The sequence below is a fragment of the uncultured Bacteroides sp. genome, from assembly GCF_902491285.1.
GTDB lineage: Bacteria > Bacteroidota > Bacteroidia > Bacteroidales > Bacteroidaceae > Bacteroides.
In genome coordinates this window covers 1-20,416 of sequence record NZ_CABUHK010000024.1, presented here as the reverse complement: position 1 = coordinate 20,416, position 20,416 = coordinate 1, and the positions used below count along the sequence as shown (strand labels likewise).

General features: G+C 44.2%; 15 protein-coding genes. 14 read left to right on the top strand and 1 reads right to left on the bottom strand.

Annotated elements, in window-relative coordinates:
- Nucleotides 1-2,499, bottom strand: a complete 2,499-nt coding sequence (locus RDN93_RS08380; RefSeq protein ID WP_308745088.1) for a DNA translocase FtsK — start codon at nt 2,497-2,499, stop codon at nt 1-3.
- Between the two features lie 124 nt (nt 2,500-2,623).
- Here RDN93_RS08380 and RDN93_RS08375 point away from each other — a divergent pair, with 124 nt between their 5' ends.
- The 14 genes from RDN93_RS08375 (at nt 2,624) to RDN93_RS08310 (ending at nt 20,260) form a co-directional block, all read left to right on the top strand.
- Nucleotides 2,624-3,289 (top strand): DUF5063 domain-containing protein, encoded by a 666-nt coding sequence (locus RDN93_RS08375; RefSeq protein WP_308745087.1) that lies wholly within the window; start codon nt 2,624-2,626, stop codon nt 3,287-3,289.
- Nucleotides 3,290-3,295: 6 nt separating this feature from the next.
- Nucleotides 3,296-3,940, top strand: coding sequence for a 3'-5' exonuclease (locus RDN93_RS08370; RefSeq protein ID WP_308745086.1), 645 nt, complete (start codon nt 3,296-3,298; stop codon nt 3,938-3,940).
- A gap of 6 nt (nt 3,941-3,946) precedes the next feature.
- Nucleotides 3,947-5,125, top strand: coding sequence for a class I SAM-dependent rRNA methyltransferase (locus RDN93_RS08365; RefSeq protein ID WP_308745085.1), 1,179 nt, complete (start codon nt 3,947-3,949; stop codon nt 5,123-5,125).
- Between the two features lie 421 nt (nt 5,126-5,546).
- Nucleotides 5,547-6,797 carry a nucleoside permease gene (locus tag RDN93_RS08360; protein ID WP_308745084.1) on the top strand — a complete coding sequence of 417 codons (1,251 nt, stop codon included), beginning with the start codon at nt 5,547-5,549 and terminating at the stop codon, nt 6,795-6,797.
- Between the two features lie 12 nt (nt 6,798-6,809).
- Nucleotides 6,810-7,403, top strand: coding sequence for a bifunctional nuclease family protein (locus RDN93_RS08355; RefSeq protein ID WP_308745082.1), 594 nt, complete (start codon nt 6,810-6,812; stop codon nt 7,401-7,403).
- Between the two features lie 8 nt (nt 7,404-7,411).
- Nucleotides 7,412-8,110, top strand: coding sequence for a 16S rRNA (uracil(1498)-N(3))-methyltransferase (locus RDN93_RS08350; protein WP_308745081.1), 699 nt, complete (start codon nt 7,412-7,414; stop codon nt 8,108-8,110).
- A 41-nt stretch (nt 8,111-8,151) separates the two neighbouring features.
- The gene (locus RDN93_RS08345; RefSeq protein ID WP_308745080.1) at nt 8,152-9,699 is read left to right on the top strand and encodes a DUF4836 family protein; all 1,548 of its coding nucleotides are present in this window, start codon (nt 8,152-8,154) and stop codon (nt 9,697-9,699) included.
- A 19-nt stretch (nt 9,700-9,718) separates the two neighbouring features.
- Nucleotides 9,719-10,363: an ATP-binding cassette domain-containing protein gene (locus tag RDN93_RS08340; RefSeq protein ID WP_308745078.1), complete on the top strand. Its 645-nt coding sequence runs from the start codon at nt 9,719-9,721 to the stop codon at nt 10,361-10,363.
- Between the two features lie 64 nt (nt 10,364-10,427).
- On the top strand, nt 10,428-11,633 hold the full coding sequence (locus tag RDN93_RS08335; protein ID WP_308745077.1) for an ABC transporter permease: 1,206 nt from the start codon (nt 10,428-10,430) through the stop codon (nt 11,631-11,633).
- Nucleotides 11,634-11,753: 120 nt separating this feature from the next.
- Nucleotides 11,754-14,411, top strand: coding sequence for a TonB-dependent receptor plug domain-containing protein (locus RDN93_RS08330; protein ID WP_308745076.1), 2,658 nt, complete (start codon nt 11,754-11,756; stop codon nt 14,409-14,411).
- Nucleotides 14,412-14,530: 119 nt separating this feature from the next.
- The gene (miaA, locus tag RDN93_RS08325; RefSeq protein ID WP_308745075.1) at nt 14,531-15,451 is read left to right on the top strand and encodes a tRNA (adenosine(37)-N6)-dimethylallyltransferase MiaA; all 921 of its coding nucleotides are present in this window, start codon (nt 14,531-14,533) and stop codon (nt 15,449-15,451) included.
- Between the two features lie 57 nt (nt 15,452-15,508).
- On the top strand, nt 15,509-16,435 hold the full coding sequence (locus tag RDN93_RS08320; protein WP_308745074.1) for a YegS/Rv2252/BmrU family lipid kinase: 927 nt from the start codon (nt 15,509-15,511) through the stop codon (nt 16,433-16,435).
- Nucleotides 16,436-16,539: 104 nt separating this feature from the next.
- Nucleotides 16,540-17,340 (top strand): 3-deoxy-8-phosphooctulonate synthase, encoded by an 801-nt coding sequence (kdsA, locus tag RDN93_RS08315; RefSeq protein ID WP_308745073.1) that lies wholly within the window; start codon nt 16,540-16,542, stop codon nt 17,338-17,340.
- An 82-nt stretch (nt 17,341-17,422) separates the two neighbouring features.
- Nucleotides 17,423-20,260 carry an insulinase family protein gene (locus RDN93_RS08310; protein ID WP_308745072.1) on the top strand — a complete coding sequence of 946 codons (2,838 nt, stop codon included), beginning with the start codon at nt 17,423-17,425 and terminating at the stop codon, nt 20,258-20,260.
- The last annotated feature ends 156 nt before the right edge of the window (nt 20,261-20,416 follow it).

Sequence of the window (20,416 nt, the reverse complement as noted above, 5' to 3'; positions counted from 1 at the left end):
TTACTGCAAATTGTTCAAACGCATTTCAAGATCATTATCATCGATGCAAAGCACATCACGCGCCTTGCTTCCTTGTGTCGGACCGACGATTCCCGCTTTTTCGAGCTGATCCATAATACGACCGGCACGATTATAGCCGATAGAAAATTTACGCTGAATCAACGAAGTGGAACCTTGCTGATGAATCACCACCAGTCGGGCAGCATCTTCAAACAACGGGTCAAGACGTCCCATATCAATCTCTCCTACTTCACCGCCTCCATCTTCACTTACATATTCGGGCAGGAAGAACGGAGTAGGATAACTTTGCTGACGGGCAATAAACTTCGTGATTTCTTCTACTTCCGGCGTATCGATAAAGGCACATTGCACACGCACCGGGTCGGCCCCCTGCAAGAAGAGCATATCTCCCTTACCAATCAGACGGTTTGCCCCCGGACGGTCAAGAATAGTACGGGAGTCCATCATAGCAGATACACGGAAAGCAATACGGGCCGGGAAGTTGGCTTTAATCGTACCCGTGATAATATTGGTAGTCGGACGTTGCGTAGCGATAATCATATGAATACCGACAGCACGTGCCAACTGGGCGATACGGGCAATCGGAAGTTCCACTTCCTTACCCGCGGTCATAATCAAATCACCAAACTCATCAATGACAACTACGATATATGGCATAAACTTATGCCCCTTCTCCGGATTCAGACGACGGTTGATAAACTTCTCATTGTATTCTTTAACATTACGTACATGAGCCATTTTCAACAAGTCATAGCGGGTATCCATTTCCACGCAAACCGAATTCAGCGTTTGCACCACCTTCGTTACGTCCGTAATAATCGGCTCACCCCCATCGGGAAGCTTGGCCAGGAAATGATTCTCAATAACAGAGTAAATACTGAACTCCACTTTCTTCGGGTCCACCAGGACGAATTTCAGTTCAGCCGGATGTTTCTTATATAATAAGGAAGTAATAATCGCATTCAATCCGACAGATTTACCCTGACCGGTTGCACCTGCCACCAATACGTGCGGCATCTTGCAAAGATCAAACATAAAGACCTCATTTGTGATAGTCTTACCCAACACAATCGGCAGGTCAAACTTGGATTCCTGAAATTTCTTGCTGCCGATAACGCTTTGTCCGGAAACAATCTTCGGATTCTTGTTCGGCACTTCAATACCAATAGTACCTTTACCCGGTATCGGAGCGATGATACGAATCCCATCGGCGGACAGACTCAACGCAATATCGTCTTCCAATCCGCGGATCTTGGAGATACGCACACCTTGTTCGGGAGTGATTTCATACAAAGTTACCGTAGGACCCACCGTTGCTTTAATTGTACTAATTTCAATACCGAAACTACGCAACGTATTGATGATACGGTCTTTATTCGCATTCTGCTCATCCATATCAATCGTCGGGTCATCATTTTCAAAATGCTTCATCAGGTCGATAGTAGGGAAACGATAGTTTTCCAAATCCTTAGTCGGATTGTAAGGCTCCATTTCCGGTCCCTGATATTCTTCTTCCGAAGCGGCTGGCTCCACTTCAAACCCAGGTTCTTCATCCTCAACAGTTTCCTTTGGTGTTGGTGAAACCGGATTAGAAACAGTCGGTTCAAACACCATAGTTACCCCTTCACTTTCGTCAGATAAAGGAGAAAGTTCTTCCGTCTCCGACCTGCTCACCAGGAAGTTTTCCTCTTCTTCCGGTTCTTCAACCTGTACATCCATCACAGGTGCCGGCGGCGTCTGCCTGTAAGTCCGCTTCAGGTTAAATTCCACCTCCTGCGGTTGAGAGTTCGTAAACTCTGGATTATTGGCATCTGCCGGAGTCGCCTCCACCTCTTCTTTCTTCTTACGTTTCAGAAAACTTAATGCGAAAAGTTTGCGCAACCAGATAACCGTGCGTGCACTAATATATATAAAGAAGCAGATAGCCGTTATCAACAGAATCATCCATACACCGGGCACACCCACCTGAGAAATCAACCAACGGCTGACATTATACCCGTGCATACCACCCAGATAGATGAAAGAATCCTGATAATGGTCCATAAAAGCAAATCCGAAAAACACCGAGAACCAGACCAGCAGCAACGTACACCCTATAAACCACTTCCATAGCCGGACAACACGTACGCGCATCAATTTCAACCCCGCCACTGCCAGAAAAACAAGGATAAAGAAAGAAGAGATACCAAAACAGTCGTTAATCAAATAACTGGCCAATTGCGCCCCACGTGAACCTGCGTAGTTCTTCACATGATTGTCGACCACCGACAGGTCAGCCGGATTTCCACTGTCAATAATACTTTGGTCGGCCGCTCCCGTAAAAAAGAACGAAGAAAAAGCCAACAATAAGTAAACGGAAAAGATGACCAGCATCAGTCCGATGACAAAATGTACAGTTTCACTTTTAACTATTGCTACGATTTTACTTGGGGAAGAGGGAGTGCGTTCCGCCTCCTTATCTAATTTCTTCTTTGCCATGAGTCTTTTATTCTATTTATAAAATTGGAATCAGATTCTGAGCTGCAAAAATAATAAAAAAATAACGAGCGCTACGCTCATTCAATCCTTTTTCTTACCTTTGCGTTTCAAATCAACGCTGATTATGGAAAAAGAAAGCCAAACGATATTTGATAAGAATGTAATTGAGTTCGTAACGGTAGCCGCCGAATTTTGCGCATTCCTCGAACGTGCCGAACGCACGAGGCGAAGCGACTTTGTCGATACATCCCTGAAAATACTCCCCCTACTCTATCTAAAAGCCTCCATGCTCCCAAAATGTGAGACTATCGGGGACGAGTTACTCGAAACGTATGTTACAGAGGAAATCTACGAGATTCTGCGCATCAACCTTTCGGAGTTACTGGGCGACAAAGACGATTATCTGGACGTATTCGTACAAGATATGGTTTATAGCGACCAACCTATCAAGAAGTCCATTTCGGAAGATTTGGCAGATATCTATCAGGATATCAAAGACTTCATATTCGTCTTCCAATTGGGACTGAACGAAACGATGAACGATTCACTGGCTCTCTGCCAGGAGAACTTCGGAATGTTGTGGGGACAGAAGCTAGTAAACACGTTGCGTGCACTCCACGATGTGAAGTACAACCAGCAGGACGAAAATGAAGTAGCGGAAGAGGATACTGAAGAAGGATTTTACGAACCAAGCGATGACGACAATTGTTGTGAAGCAGACGGTTGCCATTGCCACGAGGACGATTGCCACTGCCACGAGGACGGTTGTCATTGCCATCACGATGAATAAATAACAATGATTGTAAGAAGAACCATAGATAAAGATGAATTAAAGGAACTCCCGAAAACTATTTTTCCGGGACGGATTCATGTTATCCAGTCGGAAGCGGAAACGGAAAAAGCAGTAGCTTATCTGCAATCCAGGTCTGCAATAGGTATTGATAGTGAAACACGTCCTTCCTTCACTAAAGGACAATCACACAAAGTAGCACTCCTTCAGATTTCTTCCGAGGAATGCTGTTTCTTGTTTCGTCTCAATATGACCGGATTAACCCAACCATTAGTCGACTTATTGGAAAATCCGGGGGTGATTAAAGTCGGCCTTTCACTAAAGGATGACTTCATGATGTTGCATAAACGCGCGCCCTTCAACCAACAGAGTTGTATCGAGTTGCAAGATTATGTACGCCAGTTCGGCATTCAGGACAAAAGCCTGCAAAAGATTTACGCAATCCTGTTTAAAGAAAAGATTTCCAAATCACAGCGCCTCTCCAATTGGGAAGCCGATGTACTGAGCGACGGGCAAAAACAATATGCCGCTACCGACGCCTGGGCTTGTCTCAATATCTATAACCTGTTGCAAGAGTTGAAACAGACGGGCAATTATGAAATAGCCCCCGAAGAAAAGAAAGAAGAACATTTAATTGAATCAGATAAATAAAACATCATGCATAAAGTATACCTCAAACCCGGCAAAGAAGAGTCTCTCAAAAGATTTCACCCCTGGATTTTCTCCGGCGCAATCTCCCGTTTCGACGGAGAACCTGAAGAAGGTGAAGTCGTAGAAGTATACACCTCTAAAAAGGAATTTATCGCCGAAGGACATTTCCAAATCGGAAGTATTGCCGTACGCGTACTTTCTTTCCATCAGGAACCGATTGACCATAATTTCTGGAAACATAAGTTGGAAATAGCATACGATATGCGCCGCAGCATCGGCATCGCCACCAATCCGACGAACAACACCTATCGTCTCGTACATGGCGAAGGAGACAATCTTCCGGGATTGGTTATCGACATTTACGCCAAAACCGCTGTCATGCAGGCCCACTCGGCAGGAATGCACGTAGACCGCATGGCAATCGCCGAAGCCCTATCCGAAGTGATGGGGGATAAAATCGAAAACATCTATTATAAATCAGAAACAACGCTTCCTTTCAAAGCCGACCTTTTCCCTGAAAACGGTTTTCTAAAAGGAGGAAGCAGTGACAATATCGCGCAAGAATATGGTCTGAAGTTCCATGTAGACTGGCTGAAAGGCCAAAAAACAGGATTCTTTGTAGACCAGCGTGAAAACCGTTCTTTATTGGAACGTTACGCCAAAGACCGTTCAGTACTGAATATGTTCTGCTACACCGGCGGGTTCTCATTCTACGCCATGCGCGGCGGTGCGACACTCGTCCACTCTGTCGACAGTTCCGCCAAAGCCATTGATTTAACGAATAAGAATGTAGAATTGAACTTCCCCGGCGACCCCCGCCACGAGGCTTTTGCCGAAGATGCCTTCAAGTACCTTGACCGTATGGGTGACCAATACGACTTAATCATCCTCGACCCACCCGCTTTCGCCAAACATAAAGATGCTTTGCGAAACGCCCTGCAAGGCTACCGGAAACTGAATGCCAAGGCATTCGAGAAAATCAAACCGGGCGGCATATTGTTTACTTTTTCCTGCTCACAAGTAGTAACCAAGGATAATTTCCGCACTGCCGTATTTACCGCTGCAGCCATGTCAGGACGCAGTGTGCGTATCCTGCACCAGCTTACCCAGCCTGCCGACCATCCGGTAAATATCTACCATCCCGAAGGAGAGTACCTGAAAGGATTAGTACTCTATGTAGAGTAACCGACAAAGCGTCGGAGTCAGGTTTCCATTCAGACATCAGTCATTTCTCCGTCAGAAACCACTCCGTTGGTATAGCCAAACAGATGCTTGTAACAGAAAAAAGGAAACACTAAAGTTAATTAGAGTTAACAAACAGAAGATTTACAAGAAAACATTATGTTGTATAACATAAAACCCTTTATCTTTGCACTGTGTTTTTCATGGTATTAGATTTAAGGTTAACAAAGATTGGCTGTCTGGGATAGATAGCCTTCTTTTTTTTACACCCCCTGCTTCTTAGATTTCAACTCCAAATCTCTTCGTTTCTTAGCATTTATGCCTTTTTTATCCCCTTTTTCTCAAATTACTAGTCCACCTATTCAATGAAAATATTATATTTGCATCTATTATCAACAAAAGAGAAACACAAATTAAAAAAGTCATGAGTATAAAAGTTCGTTTGATTATTATGAACTTCCTGCAATTCTTTGTTTGGGGGTCATGGTTAATATCACTAGGTGGTTATATGGGTAGAGAACTCCACTTCGAAGGTGGACAGATCGGAGCCATTTTCGCTACTATGGGTATCGCTTCTTTGGTGATGCCGGGAATCATCGGTATTATTGCCGATAAATGGTTTAATGCAGAACGTTTATATGGACTTTGCCATATTGCAGGAGCAGCCTGTCTCTTCTATGCTTCCACGGCAACAAGTTATGACCAGATGTATTGGACAATGCTGCTTAACTTATTGGTATATATGCCGACTTTATCACTAGCGAACACTGTATCATACAATTCCCTGGAACAATATAAGTGCGACCTCATCAAAGACTTCCCTCCTATCCGCGTATGGGGAACTATCGGCTTTATCTGTGCCATGTGGGCAGTAGACCTTACGGGATTCAAAAATTCGAGCGCACAGCTTTATGTGGGTGCCGCTTCTGCATTGTTACTCGGATTCTATTCTTTCACCTTGCCGGCCTGCCGACCCACTAAATCGGAAAACAAATCACTGCTTTCAGCCTTCGGGTTGGATGCACTGGTATTATTCAAGAGAAAGAAAATGGCCATTTTCTTCCTTTTCTCCATGCTTTTGGGGGCAGCTTTACAGATTACCAATACGTACGGCGACCTGTTTTTGGGTAGCTTCGCCAGTATTCCTGAATTTGCAGAATCCTTTGGAGTGAAACATTCGGTTATCCTGTTATCTATATCCCAAATGTCCGAGACATTATTCATTCTTGCCATACCTTTCTTCCTGAGGCATTTCGGTATCAAACAAGTAATGCTTATCAGTATGTTCGCATGGGTATTCCGTTTTGGACTGTTCGGCTTCGGAGATCCGGGCAACGGACTGTGGATGCTTATCCTTTCCATGATCGTTTACGGCATGGCCTTTGATTTCTTCAACATTTCCGGTTCGTTGTTTGTTGAACAAGAAACCAGTTCTTCCATCCGTGCCAGTGCACAGGGATTATTCTTTATGATGACCAACGGATTGGGAGCAATCATCGGCGGATATGCCAGCGGTGCTGTGGTAGACGCATTCTCTGTATATGCCGACGGTAAACTGGTAAGTCGTGAATGGACGGATATCTGGCTGATATTTGCAGCTTATGCGTTCGTTATCGGCATTCTGTTTGCTTTAGTATTCAAATACAAGCACCAGCGGGAGAGTCACACCAATTAAGTAAGAAAGACAATGGATAAAAAGGTAGAATTACAAGTCATAAATATCACAAACAGCCAGGCTCAGGTAGGCGCATTTGCCATGCTATTAGGCGAAGTGAGCGGTGAACGGCAACTGCCCATCATCATCGGTCCGGCAGAAGCTCAAGCCACCGCTTTATATTTGAAGGGGGTTAAAACGCCCCGCCCGTTGACACACGATTTATTCATTACTACTCTCACTGTGTTAGGAGCCCATCTGATACGTGTGTTAATCTACAAAGCGAAAGATGGTATTTTCTACTCTTATATTTACCTCAAAAAAGATGAGGAAATTATACGTATCGACGCGCGTACCTCGGATGCAATAGCCTTGGCTGTGCGTTCCGACTGTCCAATCCTGATTTACGAATCTATCCTTGAACAGGAATGTCTGCGTATATCCGACGAAGAAAAAGTCCGTTCCGTAGAAAAAGAGAATGGCGAAGAATCTGAAGAAAGACGCAATTCATCCGGTTCCTCTTCCATATCTCTGGAAGAGGCTTTACAACAGGCTGTTAAAGACGAGAATTACGAATTGGCCGCACAGATACGGGATCAGATTAATTCAAGAAACAAAAATCAGTAACTTATATTATGCACGTATTTTATACTCCCGATATACAAAAAAGCAAAGAACTACCTGAAGAGGAGGCACAGCATTGTACCCGTGTTCTACGGCTGAGTATCGGAGATAAAATAACCCTCACCGATGGTAAGGGTTATTTCTATAAAGCAGAAATCACGGCTGCAACCAACAAACGTTGCCAGGTAACCATCAAAGAAACGATCTTTCAAGAACCGCTTTGGCCGTGCCACTTACATATTGCCATGGCCCCAACCAAAAATATGGACCGTAACGAATGGTTTGCAGAGAAAGCTACCGAGATAGGCTTTGATGAATTGACTTTCCTCAACTGCCGTTTCTCCGAACGTAAAGTCATCAAGACCGAACGAATCGAGAAAATTCTCGTTTCAGCAATCAAGCAATCACTCAAAGCCCGTCTGCCGAAACTGAATGAAATGACCGATTTCAATAAGTTCATTGCTCAGGAATTCAAAGGACAGAAGTTTATAGCCCATTGTTACGAAGGAGAGAAACCGATGTTGAAGGATATCCTGAAACCCGGAGAAGACGCCCTTGTACTGATAGGCCCCGAAGGAGATTTCAGTGAAGAAGAAGTGAAGAAAGCCATTGAGCGGGGATTCACCCCTATCAGCCTGGGTAAATCACGGCTTCGTACAGAAACAGCAGCACTGGTAGCTTGCCACACGCTGAATCTGTCAAATCAATAACCGTCCGAATCAATGATTATACAACTTTAAATAATATAAGTATGGCAAAGAAAATGATTTCACGACTCTCGGTACTGGTAGTACTGATTGTTTTTCTGGCAGCATGTTCCAAGACATCAGAGTACACCAACGTGATACCGGCTGATGCCTCGGTAGTCGCTTCTATCAACCTCAAATCCCTCGCCAGCAAAGCGGGACTGGATAATAAAGAGAATGAAGCCGCCAAACAAAAAGTACTGGAAGCACTGAAAAGCGGAATGAATGCCGCTACTTTCCAGCAATTGGAAAAAGTCATGAAGAATCCCAGCGAATCGGGTATTGATGTAGAATCCCCATTCTATGCGTTTTCCTCCTCCTCTTTTCCATATTCGACTGTTGTAGGTAAGGTAAACAATGAGGATAATTTGCACACTTCATTGGACGTGATGGCTAAAGAACAAATCTGCCAACCGGTCAGCGAAGCTGACGGATACAGCTTCACAACAATGAAAGGTAGTTTGCTTGCTTTCAACAACTTTACCGTAATGATTGTTACTGTCAACGGTACTTCCCAAATAGAAAAAGCCAAAGAAGGCATCACTGCCCTGATGAAACAGTCTGCAGACAACAGTGTTGTGAAATCCGGTGCTTTCCAAAAAATGGAAAAACAGAAAAGTGACGTTAACTTCTTCGCTTCTATGACAGCTATTCCCGCAACTTACCGCAATCAGGCAAGTATGGGCTTACCCACTGAAGTGAAGCCGGAAGACATCACTATTGTAGGCGGACTGAATTTTGAAAAAGGAAAGATTGCCCTCAAAACCGAGAACTATACAGAAAACGAAGCAGTAAAAGCACTGCTGAAAAAACAGAAGGAGTCATTTGAAAAGGTCAACGGTACTTTTGTTAAATATTTCCCTGCATCTACATTAATGTTCATTAATGCAGGTGTAAAAGGAGAAGGACTTTACAACTTATTAAGCGAAAACAAGGATTTCCGTAATACGATATCTATCGCTAAAGCGGACGAAATGAAGGAATTATTCAGTTCGTTCAATGGTGATATTTCTGCCGGACTGATTAACGTAACCATGAACAGCGCTCCGACCTTCATGCTATACGCAGATGTAAAAAACGGAAACGCACTCGAAGCTCTTTATAAGAACAAACAATCGTTGGGCTTGAAAAGAGGAGAAGATATTCTGGAACTGGGAAAAGACGAATATGTCTACAAGACCAAAGGTATGAATATATTCTTTGGAATCAAAGACAAGCAAATGTATGCCACCAACGATGAATTACTCTACAAAAATGTGGGCAAGGCAGCGGACAAGTCCATCAAGGAAGCCCCTTATGCATCGGAGATGAAGGGAAAAACAGTTTTCTTTGCCATTAATACCGATGCTATACTCGAACTTCCTATTGTTAAAATGGCAGCAGGTTTCGGCGGTCAGGAAGTGAAGACTTATCTTGAACTGGCCAATAAAATATCTTTCTTGTCTATAAGCACTGAAGGAGAAATCTGCGAAATGGACCTCTGCCTGAAAGATAAAGATGTCAATGCCCTTAAACAAATTGTGGACTTTGCCAAGCAATTTGCCGGCATGTAATAATCTGTAAACAAACGGTATGAATAGTATTCACCTACAGCAAACACTTCCCCAAGTGTTTGCTGACCGTAATTCGGTGACCTCAGACGTATGGCATCAGGATCTTATCTTCCGGAAAGGAGAAATGTACCTGATTGAAGCTGCTTCCGGCACCGGAAAATCGTCATTGTGCAGCTATATCTACGGCTACCGCAACGACTATCAGGGGATTATCAATTTCGATGAAACCAATATCAAAGCATACTCCGTGAAGCAATGGGTCGACCTGAGAAAACATTCACTGAGTATGCTTTTTCAAGATTTACGCATCTTCACCGAACTTACCGCTTTTGAGAATGTGCAACTGAAAAACAACCTTACCGGATACAAAAAGAAAAAGGAAATCCTTCGATTTTTCGAGCAACTGGGTATCGCAGATAAAACAAACGCCAAAGCCGGTAAACTTTCTTTCGGGCAGCAACAGCGTGTCGCCTTTATCCGCGCGCTCTGCCAGCCGTTCGATTTCCTGTTTTTGGATGAGCCTATCAGTCATTTGGACGATGACAATAGCCGTATCATAGGAGAACTCATTATTGCCGAAGCCGAAAAGCAAGGAGCCGGAGTAATAGCGACTTCCATCGGCAAGCATATAGAATTGCCTTATCAACATATTCTCAGCTTATAAAAGAAATGGCTATGCATTATCATAAAGTAATTAGGCACGTATTAAAATTATTAAGTATAAAACAATGAATACCCTTGTCTGGAAACTTCTCCGCCAACATATCAGTATCGGTCAACTAGCCGGTTTCTTTTTAGCCAATCTATTCGGTATGATGATTGTATTGCTCAGTGTGCAGTTTTATAAAGATGTAATCCCGGTATTCACCGAAGGCGACAGTTTTATGAAGCAAGACTTCATCATAGCAACAAAGAAAATCAGCACACTCGGCTCCTTTGCCGGAAAGAACAACACCTTTACTGCCGAAGACATCGCCGACCTGAAAAAACAGCCGTTCACCAAGGCCATAGGAACATTCACTCCTTCCCAATTCAAAGTATCGGCAGAACTGGGAGTGCGGGAAGCAGGTATTCATCTCTCCACAGATATGTTTTTCGAATCGGTTCCAGATGAATTTGTTGACATCAAGCTCGACAAATGGCACTTTGACGAAGAGACTCATACAATCCCTATCATCATCCCCCGCAACTATCTGAATCTTTATAACTTCGGTTTCGCCCAAAGCCGAAGCCTACCTAAACTATCGGAAGGATTAATGGGTCTTATCCAAATGGACATTATGATGCGCGGCAACGGACGGGTAGAACAGTACAAAGGAAATATTGTCGGTTTCTCCAACCGCCTGAATACCATCCTTGTTCCCCAAGCCTTTATGAAATGGGCCAACGAAAATTTCGCCCCGAACGCGGAAGCACAGCCTGCCCGATTGATTATCGAAGTCAACAATCCGGCAGATTCTTCCATTGCCAGCTATTTCCAAAAGAAAGGATATGAAACGGAAGACGGAAAACTGGATGCCGGAAAAACGACATATTTTCTCCGCCTTATCGTAGGCATCGTATTGGGAGTCGGTTTATTTATCAGCATCCTTTCATTCTATATCCTGATGCTAAGTATTTTCCTATTGCTGCAAAAGAATACGGCCAAGCTGGAAAGCCTGCTGCTGATTGGATACAGTCCCGGCAGAGTAGCATTACCCTATCAGTTACTCACAGTAGGACTGAACACTATCGTACTCGTTCTATCCATCGGACTGGTCTGCTGGCTACGCAGCTACTACCTTGACAGTATCAGGCTACTTTTTCCGCAACTGGAAACAGGCACCTTATGGGCAGCCATCAGCATGGGCATCCTTCTATTCATCATAGTATCGGTAATCAACATACTTGCAGTCAAAAGAAAGATACTTTCCATCTGGATGCACAAGGCATAGATGCAATAATATTGCAAAAGTTTATAATATCATACACATTCAGTATTGTTTCGATAAATCCTTTTTGCGTTCTCGAAATAAGTGGTACTTTTACGCAGTTTTCACAAAGACATATATGATATGAAAAGCAAGACTACGTTCCTTACAGATAAAGGTTTGAAGGTTTTCTTTGCCGGAATATTTTCAAGCCTGTTTACGTTATCTGCATCCGCACAAAATATGCAGGATACGATTATTGCGTATTTCAATCTCCTGAAAAATGTACCTCAGGAAAAGTTGTACCTGCATCTTGACAAACCATTCTATGGAGCTGGAGAGAAAATATGGTTCAAAGGATATTTGGTAAACGCAGTCACACACCAAGATAACACACAGAGTAATTTCATCATTACAGAACTCATCAATCGTTCCGACTCCATCATAGGACGGAAAAAGATTCGCAGGGATTCCTTAGGCTTTCACAATGCCTTTGCTCTCCCGCCTACCCTTCCCGCCGGCGATTATTACCTGCGGGCATACAGCAATTGGATGCTCAACCAAGAACCGGAATTCTTTTATTCACATAACTTGAAGATTGGTAATTCTATTGATAACACCATCGTTTCGAATATTGAATATCAGAAAGAAGACGAAACGCATTATACCGCTAAAGTCAAATTCGCAAGTAATATCCAGGAAGCTTTTAAAAACACCACCGTTCACTACCGTTACATTGAGAATGGCAAAGTAAAAGACAAAGGCAAAAGAAAGACAGATGAGAGCGGATTGATTTCCATCTCCTTACCGGATTTAAAGTCCACAGCAACGCGACATATCGAAGTCGAGTTTGACGACCCGCAGTATATATATAAGAAGACCTTTTATCTGCCTTTATTCAACAAGGACTTCAACGTTCAATTCTTCCCGGAAGGTGGCGCTTTATTGGCTGTCGCTCATCAAAACATTGCTTTCAAAGCTCAGGGAACCGATGGCTTCTCGAAAGAAATAGAAGGATTCCTGTTCGATGCCAAAGGGGATACATTGACCGCTTTCCGTTCAGAACATGATGGCATGGGAGTGTTCACATTAAATCCAACCAACGGAAACTCCTATTATGTGATAGCCAAAACCAACGACGGCATCAGCAAACGATTCGACCTGCCCGCAGTAGAGCAAAAAGGAATCGGACTGTCCATATCACATTACAAAAAGGAAATACGCTATGAAATTCAGAAAACGGAGACTACCGAATGGCCGCAAAAGTTATTTTTAATAGCACATACCCGTGGGAAACTAGCTATTCTTCAACCAATCAATACCGACAGGACTTTCGGAAGAATGAATGATAGCCTCTTCACCGCAGGCATTACCCATTTTATGCTCATCGACCAACAAGGAAACGCACTCAGTGAACGGTTAGTCTTTGTGCCCGACCGGAATCCCCACCAATGGCAAATCCAGTCCGATAAACCTACATACGGGAAAAGAGAAAAAGTATCCCTACAAATTTCAGCAAAAGATAATAACGGTAACCCCATAGAAGGCAATTTCTCTATCAGCATCACTGACCGGAGAAGCATCCAACCGGATTCTCTCGCAGATAATATCCTATCAAATCTGCTACTGACTTCTGATTTGAAAGGATATATAGAAGACCCCGGATATTATTTTCTTCATCAAGACCCCAGGACACTAAGAACACTTGACTTCTTAATGATGACTCACGGATGGCGCAGACATCACATAAAAAACGTACTGACTGCCCCCTCACTGAATCTCACTAATTATATGGAAAAAGGGCAAACCATCAGCGGACGAATCAAAGGCTTCTTCGGAAGTAATGTGAAGAAAGGGCCTATTTGTATCCTGGCTCCCAAACAGAATATCATTGCCACTACCACCACAGATGAAAAAGGAGAATTTATCGTGAATACATCCTTCAGGGATAGCACGACTTTCCTCGTCCAAGCGCGTACCAAAAGAGGATTTGCCGGAGTAGACATAGAAATCGACACTCCCAAATACCCACTTGCTTCGCACAAATCTCCATTCCGCGACGCCACGGCAACTTTCATGGAAGACTATCTGCTCAACACACGCGACCAGTATTATATGGAAGGCGGTATGAGAGTATATAACCTGAAAGAAGTACTTATCACAGGCAACCGTTCCAAGCCCCGTTCAGAAAGTATCTACACGGGCGGAATCAATACTTACACCATCGAGGGAGACAAACTCGAAAGTGGTGGAGCCCAAACCGCCTTCGATGCGGTAAGCAGACTTCCGGGAGTCAGTGTAACCAACGGCAACGAAATACATATCCGCAATAATCCCGAACAACCGGTCATTGTCATTGACGACGTCGTCTATGAAGACGACAACGACATACTGACCATGATACAAACCAGCGATATGTCTAGTCTGAGTCTTCTTCGTGGAGCCGATGCCGCCATATTAGGTTCCCGTGGTTCGGCAGGTGCCATTGTCATTACATTAAAAGATGGAAAAGACCTTCCCGCAAAACCTGCACAGGGTATTATCACGTGCACACCGCTAGGATATAGTGATTCAGTTGAATTCTACGCGCCTGCTTATGATACTCCCGAAAAGAAGAATACACAGCGTTCAGACCTACGGAGCACTATTTACTGGAATCCGTTACTGCAACTGGATGAGGAAGGAAAAGCAACCATCGAATATTATACTCCGGACAGTACTGCACCGGAAGACATAATTATAGAGGGCGTGGATAAAAACGGGAAGGTATGCCGGATAATACAAACTATAAACAAAGAATGACATACCCCGATTTATTTATCAAGCAATCCTGTTATAAAAAAGGCTTCGATAAAAAAGCGACTGAATCCCAAACAAGTAAAATTTATTTCGTAATTTTGCGGATATAAAAGAATGAAGCTATGCCGGACTATGATTTAATCGCCATACTCGGACCTACAGCCTCGGGTAAAACACCTTTTGCCGCTGCTTTGGCCAATGAACTCAACACGGAAATTATCAGTGCCGACTCCCGACAGATATACAGGGGGATGGATCTCGGCACAGGAAAAGACCTTGCCGATTATACGGTAAACGGACATGCTATCCCCTATCACTTGATTGATATTGCCGACCCCGGATATAAATACAATGTATTTGAATATCAGCGTGATTTCCTGATTTCTTACGAATCAATCAAACAAAAAGGCTGTCTCCCCGTTTTATGTGGAGGGACAGGTATGTATCTTGAATCCGTACTGAAAGGATACAAGCTCATGCCCGTGCCGGAAAATCCGGAATTGCGCGCCCGCCTGGCAAATCATTCTCTGGAAGAGTTGACGGAAATATTAAGCCGATATAAAACGTTACACAACTCTACTGACGTAGATACCGTGAAACGTGCCATCCGCGCCATAGAGATTGAAGAGTATTATGCAACCAACCCTGTTCCCGAACGGGAATTTCCCGATTTGAACAGTCTTATTATCGGTGTGGATATCGACCGGGAACTGCGTCGCGAGAAGATTACCCGACGACTGAAACAACGGTTGGACGAAGGCATGGTGGACGAGGTACGACGATTGATCGGACAAGGCATCGCGCCGGATGACTTGATATACTACGGGCTGGAATACAAGTATCTGACCTTGTACGTCATAGGCAAACTGACTTATGAAGAAATGTTCAACGGGCTGGAAATAGCGATTCATCAGTTTGCCAAACGGCAGATGACTTGGTTCCGTGGCATGGAAAGAAGAGGATTTACCATCCACTGGATGAGCGCGGAGCTGCCGATGGAAGAAAAGATAGCCTTTGTAAAAGAAAAACTGGAAGGGATTTAGTATCTTTGGCAGTTATTTATAGTGAGATTTTAAATACAGTAGGATAGAAATACGGATATGAGTGTAGAACCGAAGAAATGGGGGGTGATTTATAACCCGAAAGCCGGTACCCGAAAGGTAAAGAAGCGCTGGAAAGAAATCAAGGAATACATGGACAGCAAAGGCGTTGACTATGATTATGTGCAATCCGAAGGTTTCGGTTCGGTAGAACGTCTCGCTAAGATTCTAGCAAACAACGGCTATCGCACGATTGTCATTGTGGGCGGTGACGGTGCATTGAACGATGCCATCAACGGTATCATGTTGTCCGATGCCGAAGATAAAGAGAATATCGCCCTCGGCCTTATACCGAACGGTATCGGGAACGATTTTGCCAAATACTGGGGACTCAGCACTGAGTATAAGCCGGCTGTTGACTGTATCATCAACCACCGGCTGAAGAAAATAGACGTAGGATACTGTAATTTCTATGATGGAAAAGAACACTGCCGCCGTTATTTCCTTAATGCCGTCAATATCGGTTTGGGTGCACGGATTGTGAAAATCACCGACCAGACCAAACGTTTTTGGGGAGTAAAATTCCTTTCATATGTTGCCGCCCTATTCTCACTGATATTCGAGCGGAAACTATACAGAATGCATTTACGTATTAACGACGAACATATCCGCGGACGTATCATGACGGTATGTGTAGGCAGTGCATGGGGATGGGGACAGACTCCGAGCGCTGTTCCCTATAACGGATGGCTGGACGTATCCGTAATCTACCGTCCTGAATTCCTGCAAATCATTTCCGGCTTATGGATGCTTATTCAGGGAAGAATCCTGAACCATAAAGTAGTGAAAAGCTACCGGACGAAGAAAGTGAAAGTACTCCGGGCGCAAAACGCGTCTGTGGATTTGGACGGACGTTTATTGCCCAAGCATTTTCCTTTAGAGGTGGGCATACTTCCTGAAAAGACGACACTTATTATTCCGAATTAATAAATTCAGGCACGGATTACGCAGATTACACGGTTTCCAGTAAATCAGAATCTGCAAAAGCCGCGTAATCCGTACCTAAGAAATAAACTAATAATAGCATAAAAATGATAGAACTTAAAAACAATCCTGCCGGTAACTTCTTCCTACTTGCCGGACCATGTGTGATAGAAGGTGAAGAGATGGCAATGCGTATTGCCGAACGAGTGGTCAAAATCACCGAGACATTGCAGATTCCTTATGTATTCAAAGGCTCCTACCGCAAAGCAAACCGTTCACGACTGGATTCGTTTACAGGTATCGGCGACGAGAAAGCGCTGAAAATACTGCAAAAGGTACGTGATACGTTCGGAGTTCCTACCGTGACAGATATCCATAGCGCAGAAGAAGCGGAAATGGCAGCCGAATATGTGGATATCCTTCAAATTCCTGCTTTCCTCTGCCGACAGACAGACTTGCTGGTCGCAGCCGCCAAGACCGGGAAGACGATTAACATCAAGAAAGGGCAGTTCCTCTCCCCTTTGGCAATGCAGTTTGCTGCGGACAAAGTGGTGGAAGCCGGAAACAAAAATGTGATGCTGACCGAACGCGGAACAACTTTCGGTTATCAGGATTTGGTAGTTGACTATCGTGGTATCCCCGAAATGCAGACATTCGGTTATCCTGTTATCCTGGATGTCACCCATTCATTGCAACAGCCCAACCAGACCAGCGGAGTGACCGGCGGAATGCCGCAACTGATAGAAACCATAGCCAAAGCAGGCATTGCCGTAGGCGTTGACGGCATTTTTATCGAAACGCACGAAAATCCTGCCGTAGCCAAAAGTGACGGTGCCAACATGCTCAAATTAGACCTGCTGGAAGGGTTGCTGACTAAGTTAGTCCGTATACGGGAAGCTGTAAAATAACGTTTTTTCCCTGTCTATTTGTGATTTGCGGCCAAATACAACGACAAATTACTCAGAAACATTTATTTAAATTAAATAGAACATGAAACATTTATTACGTGGATTATTCATTGCAGTACTTATCATATGCTGCAATTTTCAGCCCGTACTTGCACAACCCATGCAGCAACTGCCTGTGGACAAAAATGTCCGTATCGGCAAGTTGGACAACGGACTTACTTATTACATTCGGCACAACGCACTTCCGGAGAAGCGCGTAGAATTCTACATTGCCCAGAAAGTAGGTTCCATTCTCGAAGAACCGCAACAACGCGGTCTGGCTCATTTCCTGGAACACATGGCTTTCAACGGAACAAAGAATTTCCCGGGCGATGAAACCGGACTAGGCATCGTACCCTGGTGCGAAACGAAAGGTATCAAATTCGGAACCAACCTGAATGCATATACCGGTGTCGAGCAAACAGTCTATAATATCAGCAACGTACCGACAGAGAATGTCAATGTCGTAGACTCCTGCCTGCTCATCCTTCACGACTGGTCAAATGCCATCAACCTTGCCGACAAGGAAATCGACAAAGAACGTGGGGTCATCCGTGAAGAATGGAGAAGCCGCAACAGCGGTATGCTCCGCATCATGACAGACGCACAGTCCACCCTGTATCCGAACTCCAAATACTCCGACTGTATGCCTATCGGAAGCATCGACGTTATCAACAACTTCCCTTACCAGGACATCCGCGACTACTACGCAAAATGGTATCGTACAGACTTGCAAGGAATTATCATTGTCGGCGACATCAACGTGGACGAGATAGAAGCGAAACTGAAAAAGGTTTTTGCCGACGTAAAAGCTCCGGTCAATCCCGCCGAACGTATCTACTATCCGGTAGAAGACAATCAGGAACCGCTTATCTACATCGGTACTGACAAAGAAGTGAAGAATCCTTCTGTAAACATCTTCTTCAAGCAAGACGCTACGCCGGATTCCATGAAGAATACCATTGCCTATTATGCTACCCAATATATGCTCAGCATGGCTATGAATATGCTGAATAACCGTTTGAACGAACTTAGTCAGACAGCCAACCCACCTTTCACCAGTGCAGGCGCAGGATACGGTGAATTTTTCCTTGCCAAGACCAAAGAAGCATTCAGCCTGAGTGCAGGCAGCAAAATAGACGGCATCGACTTAGCGATGAAAACCGTATTGGAAGAAGCTGAACGCGCACGCCGCTTCGGATTCACCGCTACTGAATATGAACGTGCACGCGCCAACTATATGCAAGCTGTAGAGTCTGCCTATAACGAACGTGAAAAGACAAAGAGCAGCGCATACGTTGACGAATATGTGAACAACTTCCTTGACAAAGAACCGATTCCGGGCATCGAATTCGAATATATGCTTGTCAACCAGATGGCACCGAACATTCCGGTAGATGCAATCAACAAGTTTATGCAGCAGCTAATCACAGACAACAATCAAGTGGTTCTGCTTGCCGGCCCCGAGAAAGAAGGCGTGAAATATCCCAGCAAGGAAGAAATCGCAGCCCTGCTGAAAGAGATGAAGTCATTCGACCTGAAACCATATGAAGACAAGGTTTCTAACGAACCGCTTATCTCCGAAGACATCAAAGGTGGAAAGATCGTATCCGAAAAAGCCGGAGACATTTATGGCAGTACGAAACTGGTACTTTCCAACGGTGTGACAGTGTACGTGAAACCGACAGATTACAAAGCTGACCAGATTATGATGAAGGGGGTAAGTTTCGGTGGAACAAGTGTATTCCCGAACGAAGAAATCATCAATATTTCTCAATTGAACGGTGTAGCCCTGGTAGGCGGAATCGGTAATTTCAGCAAAGTCGATTTAGGCAAAGCCCTTGCCGGCAAACGTGCTTCCGTAGGTTCGGGTATCGGCAATACGACCGAAACAATTTCCGGTAGCTGTTCTCCGAAAGATTTCGAGACAATGATGCAGCTTACTTACCTGACATTCACGTCTCCGCGCAAAGACAACGAAGCATTCGAATCTTACAAGAACCGTCTGAAAGCGCAACTTCAGAATGCAGACGCCAACCCGATGACGGCATTCAGCGACACAGTGACACGTGCTTTGTACAGCAATCACCCGCGTGCTATCAAGATGAGAGAAAACATGGTAGACCAAATCAACTACGACCGTATTCTTGAAATGTACAAAGACCGTTTCAAAGATGCAAGCGACTTCACTTTCTACCTGGTAGGAAACGTGAACCTGGAAGAAATGAAACCTATGATTGCCAAATATCTGGGCGCCCTGCCGTCTATCAACCGCAAGGAAACTTTCAAAGACAACAAGATGGATATCCGCAAAGGACAATACAAAAACGAGTTTGCCAAGAAACAGGAAACTCCGATGGCTACCATCATGTTCCTTTACAGCGGTACCTGCAAATATGATTTGCGCAACAATGTCCTCCTCAGCTTCCTCGACCAAGCCTTGGATATGGTTTACACAGCAGAAATCCGTGAAAAGGAAGGCGGTACATACGGCGTAAACTGTAGCGGAAACCTCGGCAAGTATCCGAAGGAAGAACTGGTTCTTCAGATTGTATTCCAGACCGACCCAGCCAAGAAAGATAAATTGTCTGCTATCGTTGTAGAACAGTTGAACAAGATGGCAAAAGAAGGCCCGTCTGCCGAACATATGCAGAAAATTAAAGAATATATGTTGAAGAAGTACAAAGACGCCCAGAAAGAAAACGGCTACTGGCTCAATAATCTGGACGAATACTTCTACACCGGCATCGACAATACAAAAGACTATGAAAAGTTGGTCAGCAGCATCACAGCAAAAGAAGTTCAGGATTTCCTTGCCAAACTGCTGAAACAGGACAACGAAATTCAAGTCATTATGACCATGCCGGAAGAAAGCAAATAATATTCCTTTAGCATATCAACAGAATGATGATACTCAACGAACTACGCAAACATGGAAGGCTTGCCGCCAAACGGCATCCGATGTATGAGAAGAACAAATTCGCTAAAATACTCGGTTATGTCATGGGCGCATTCTGGGCCGGTTACCTGATATTCT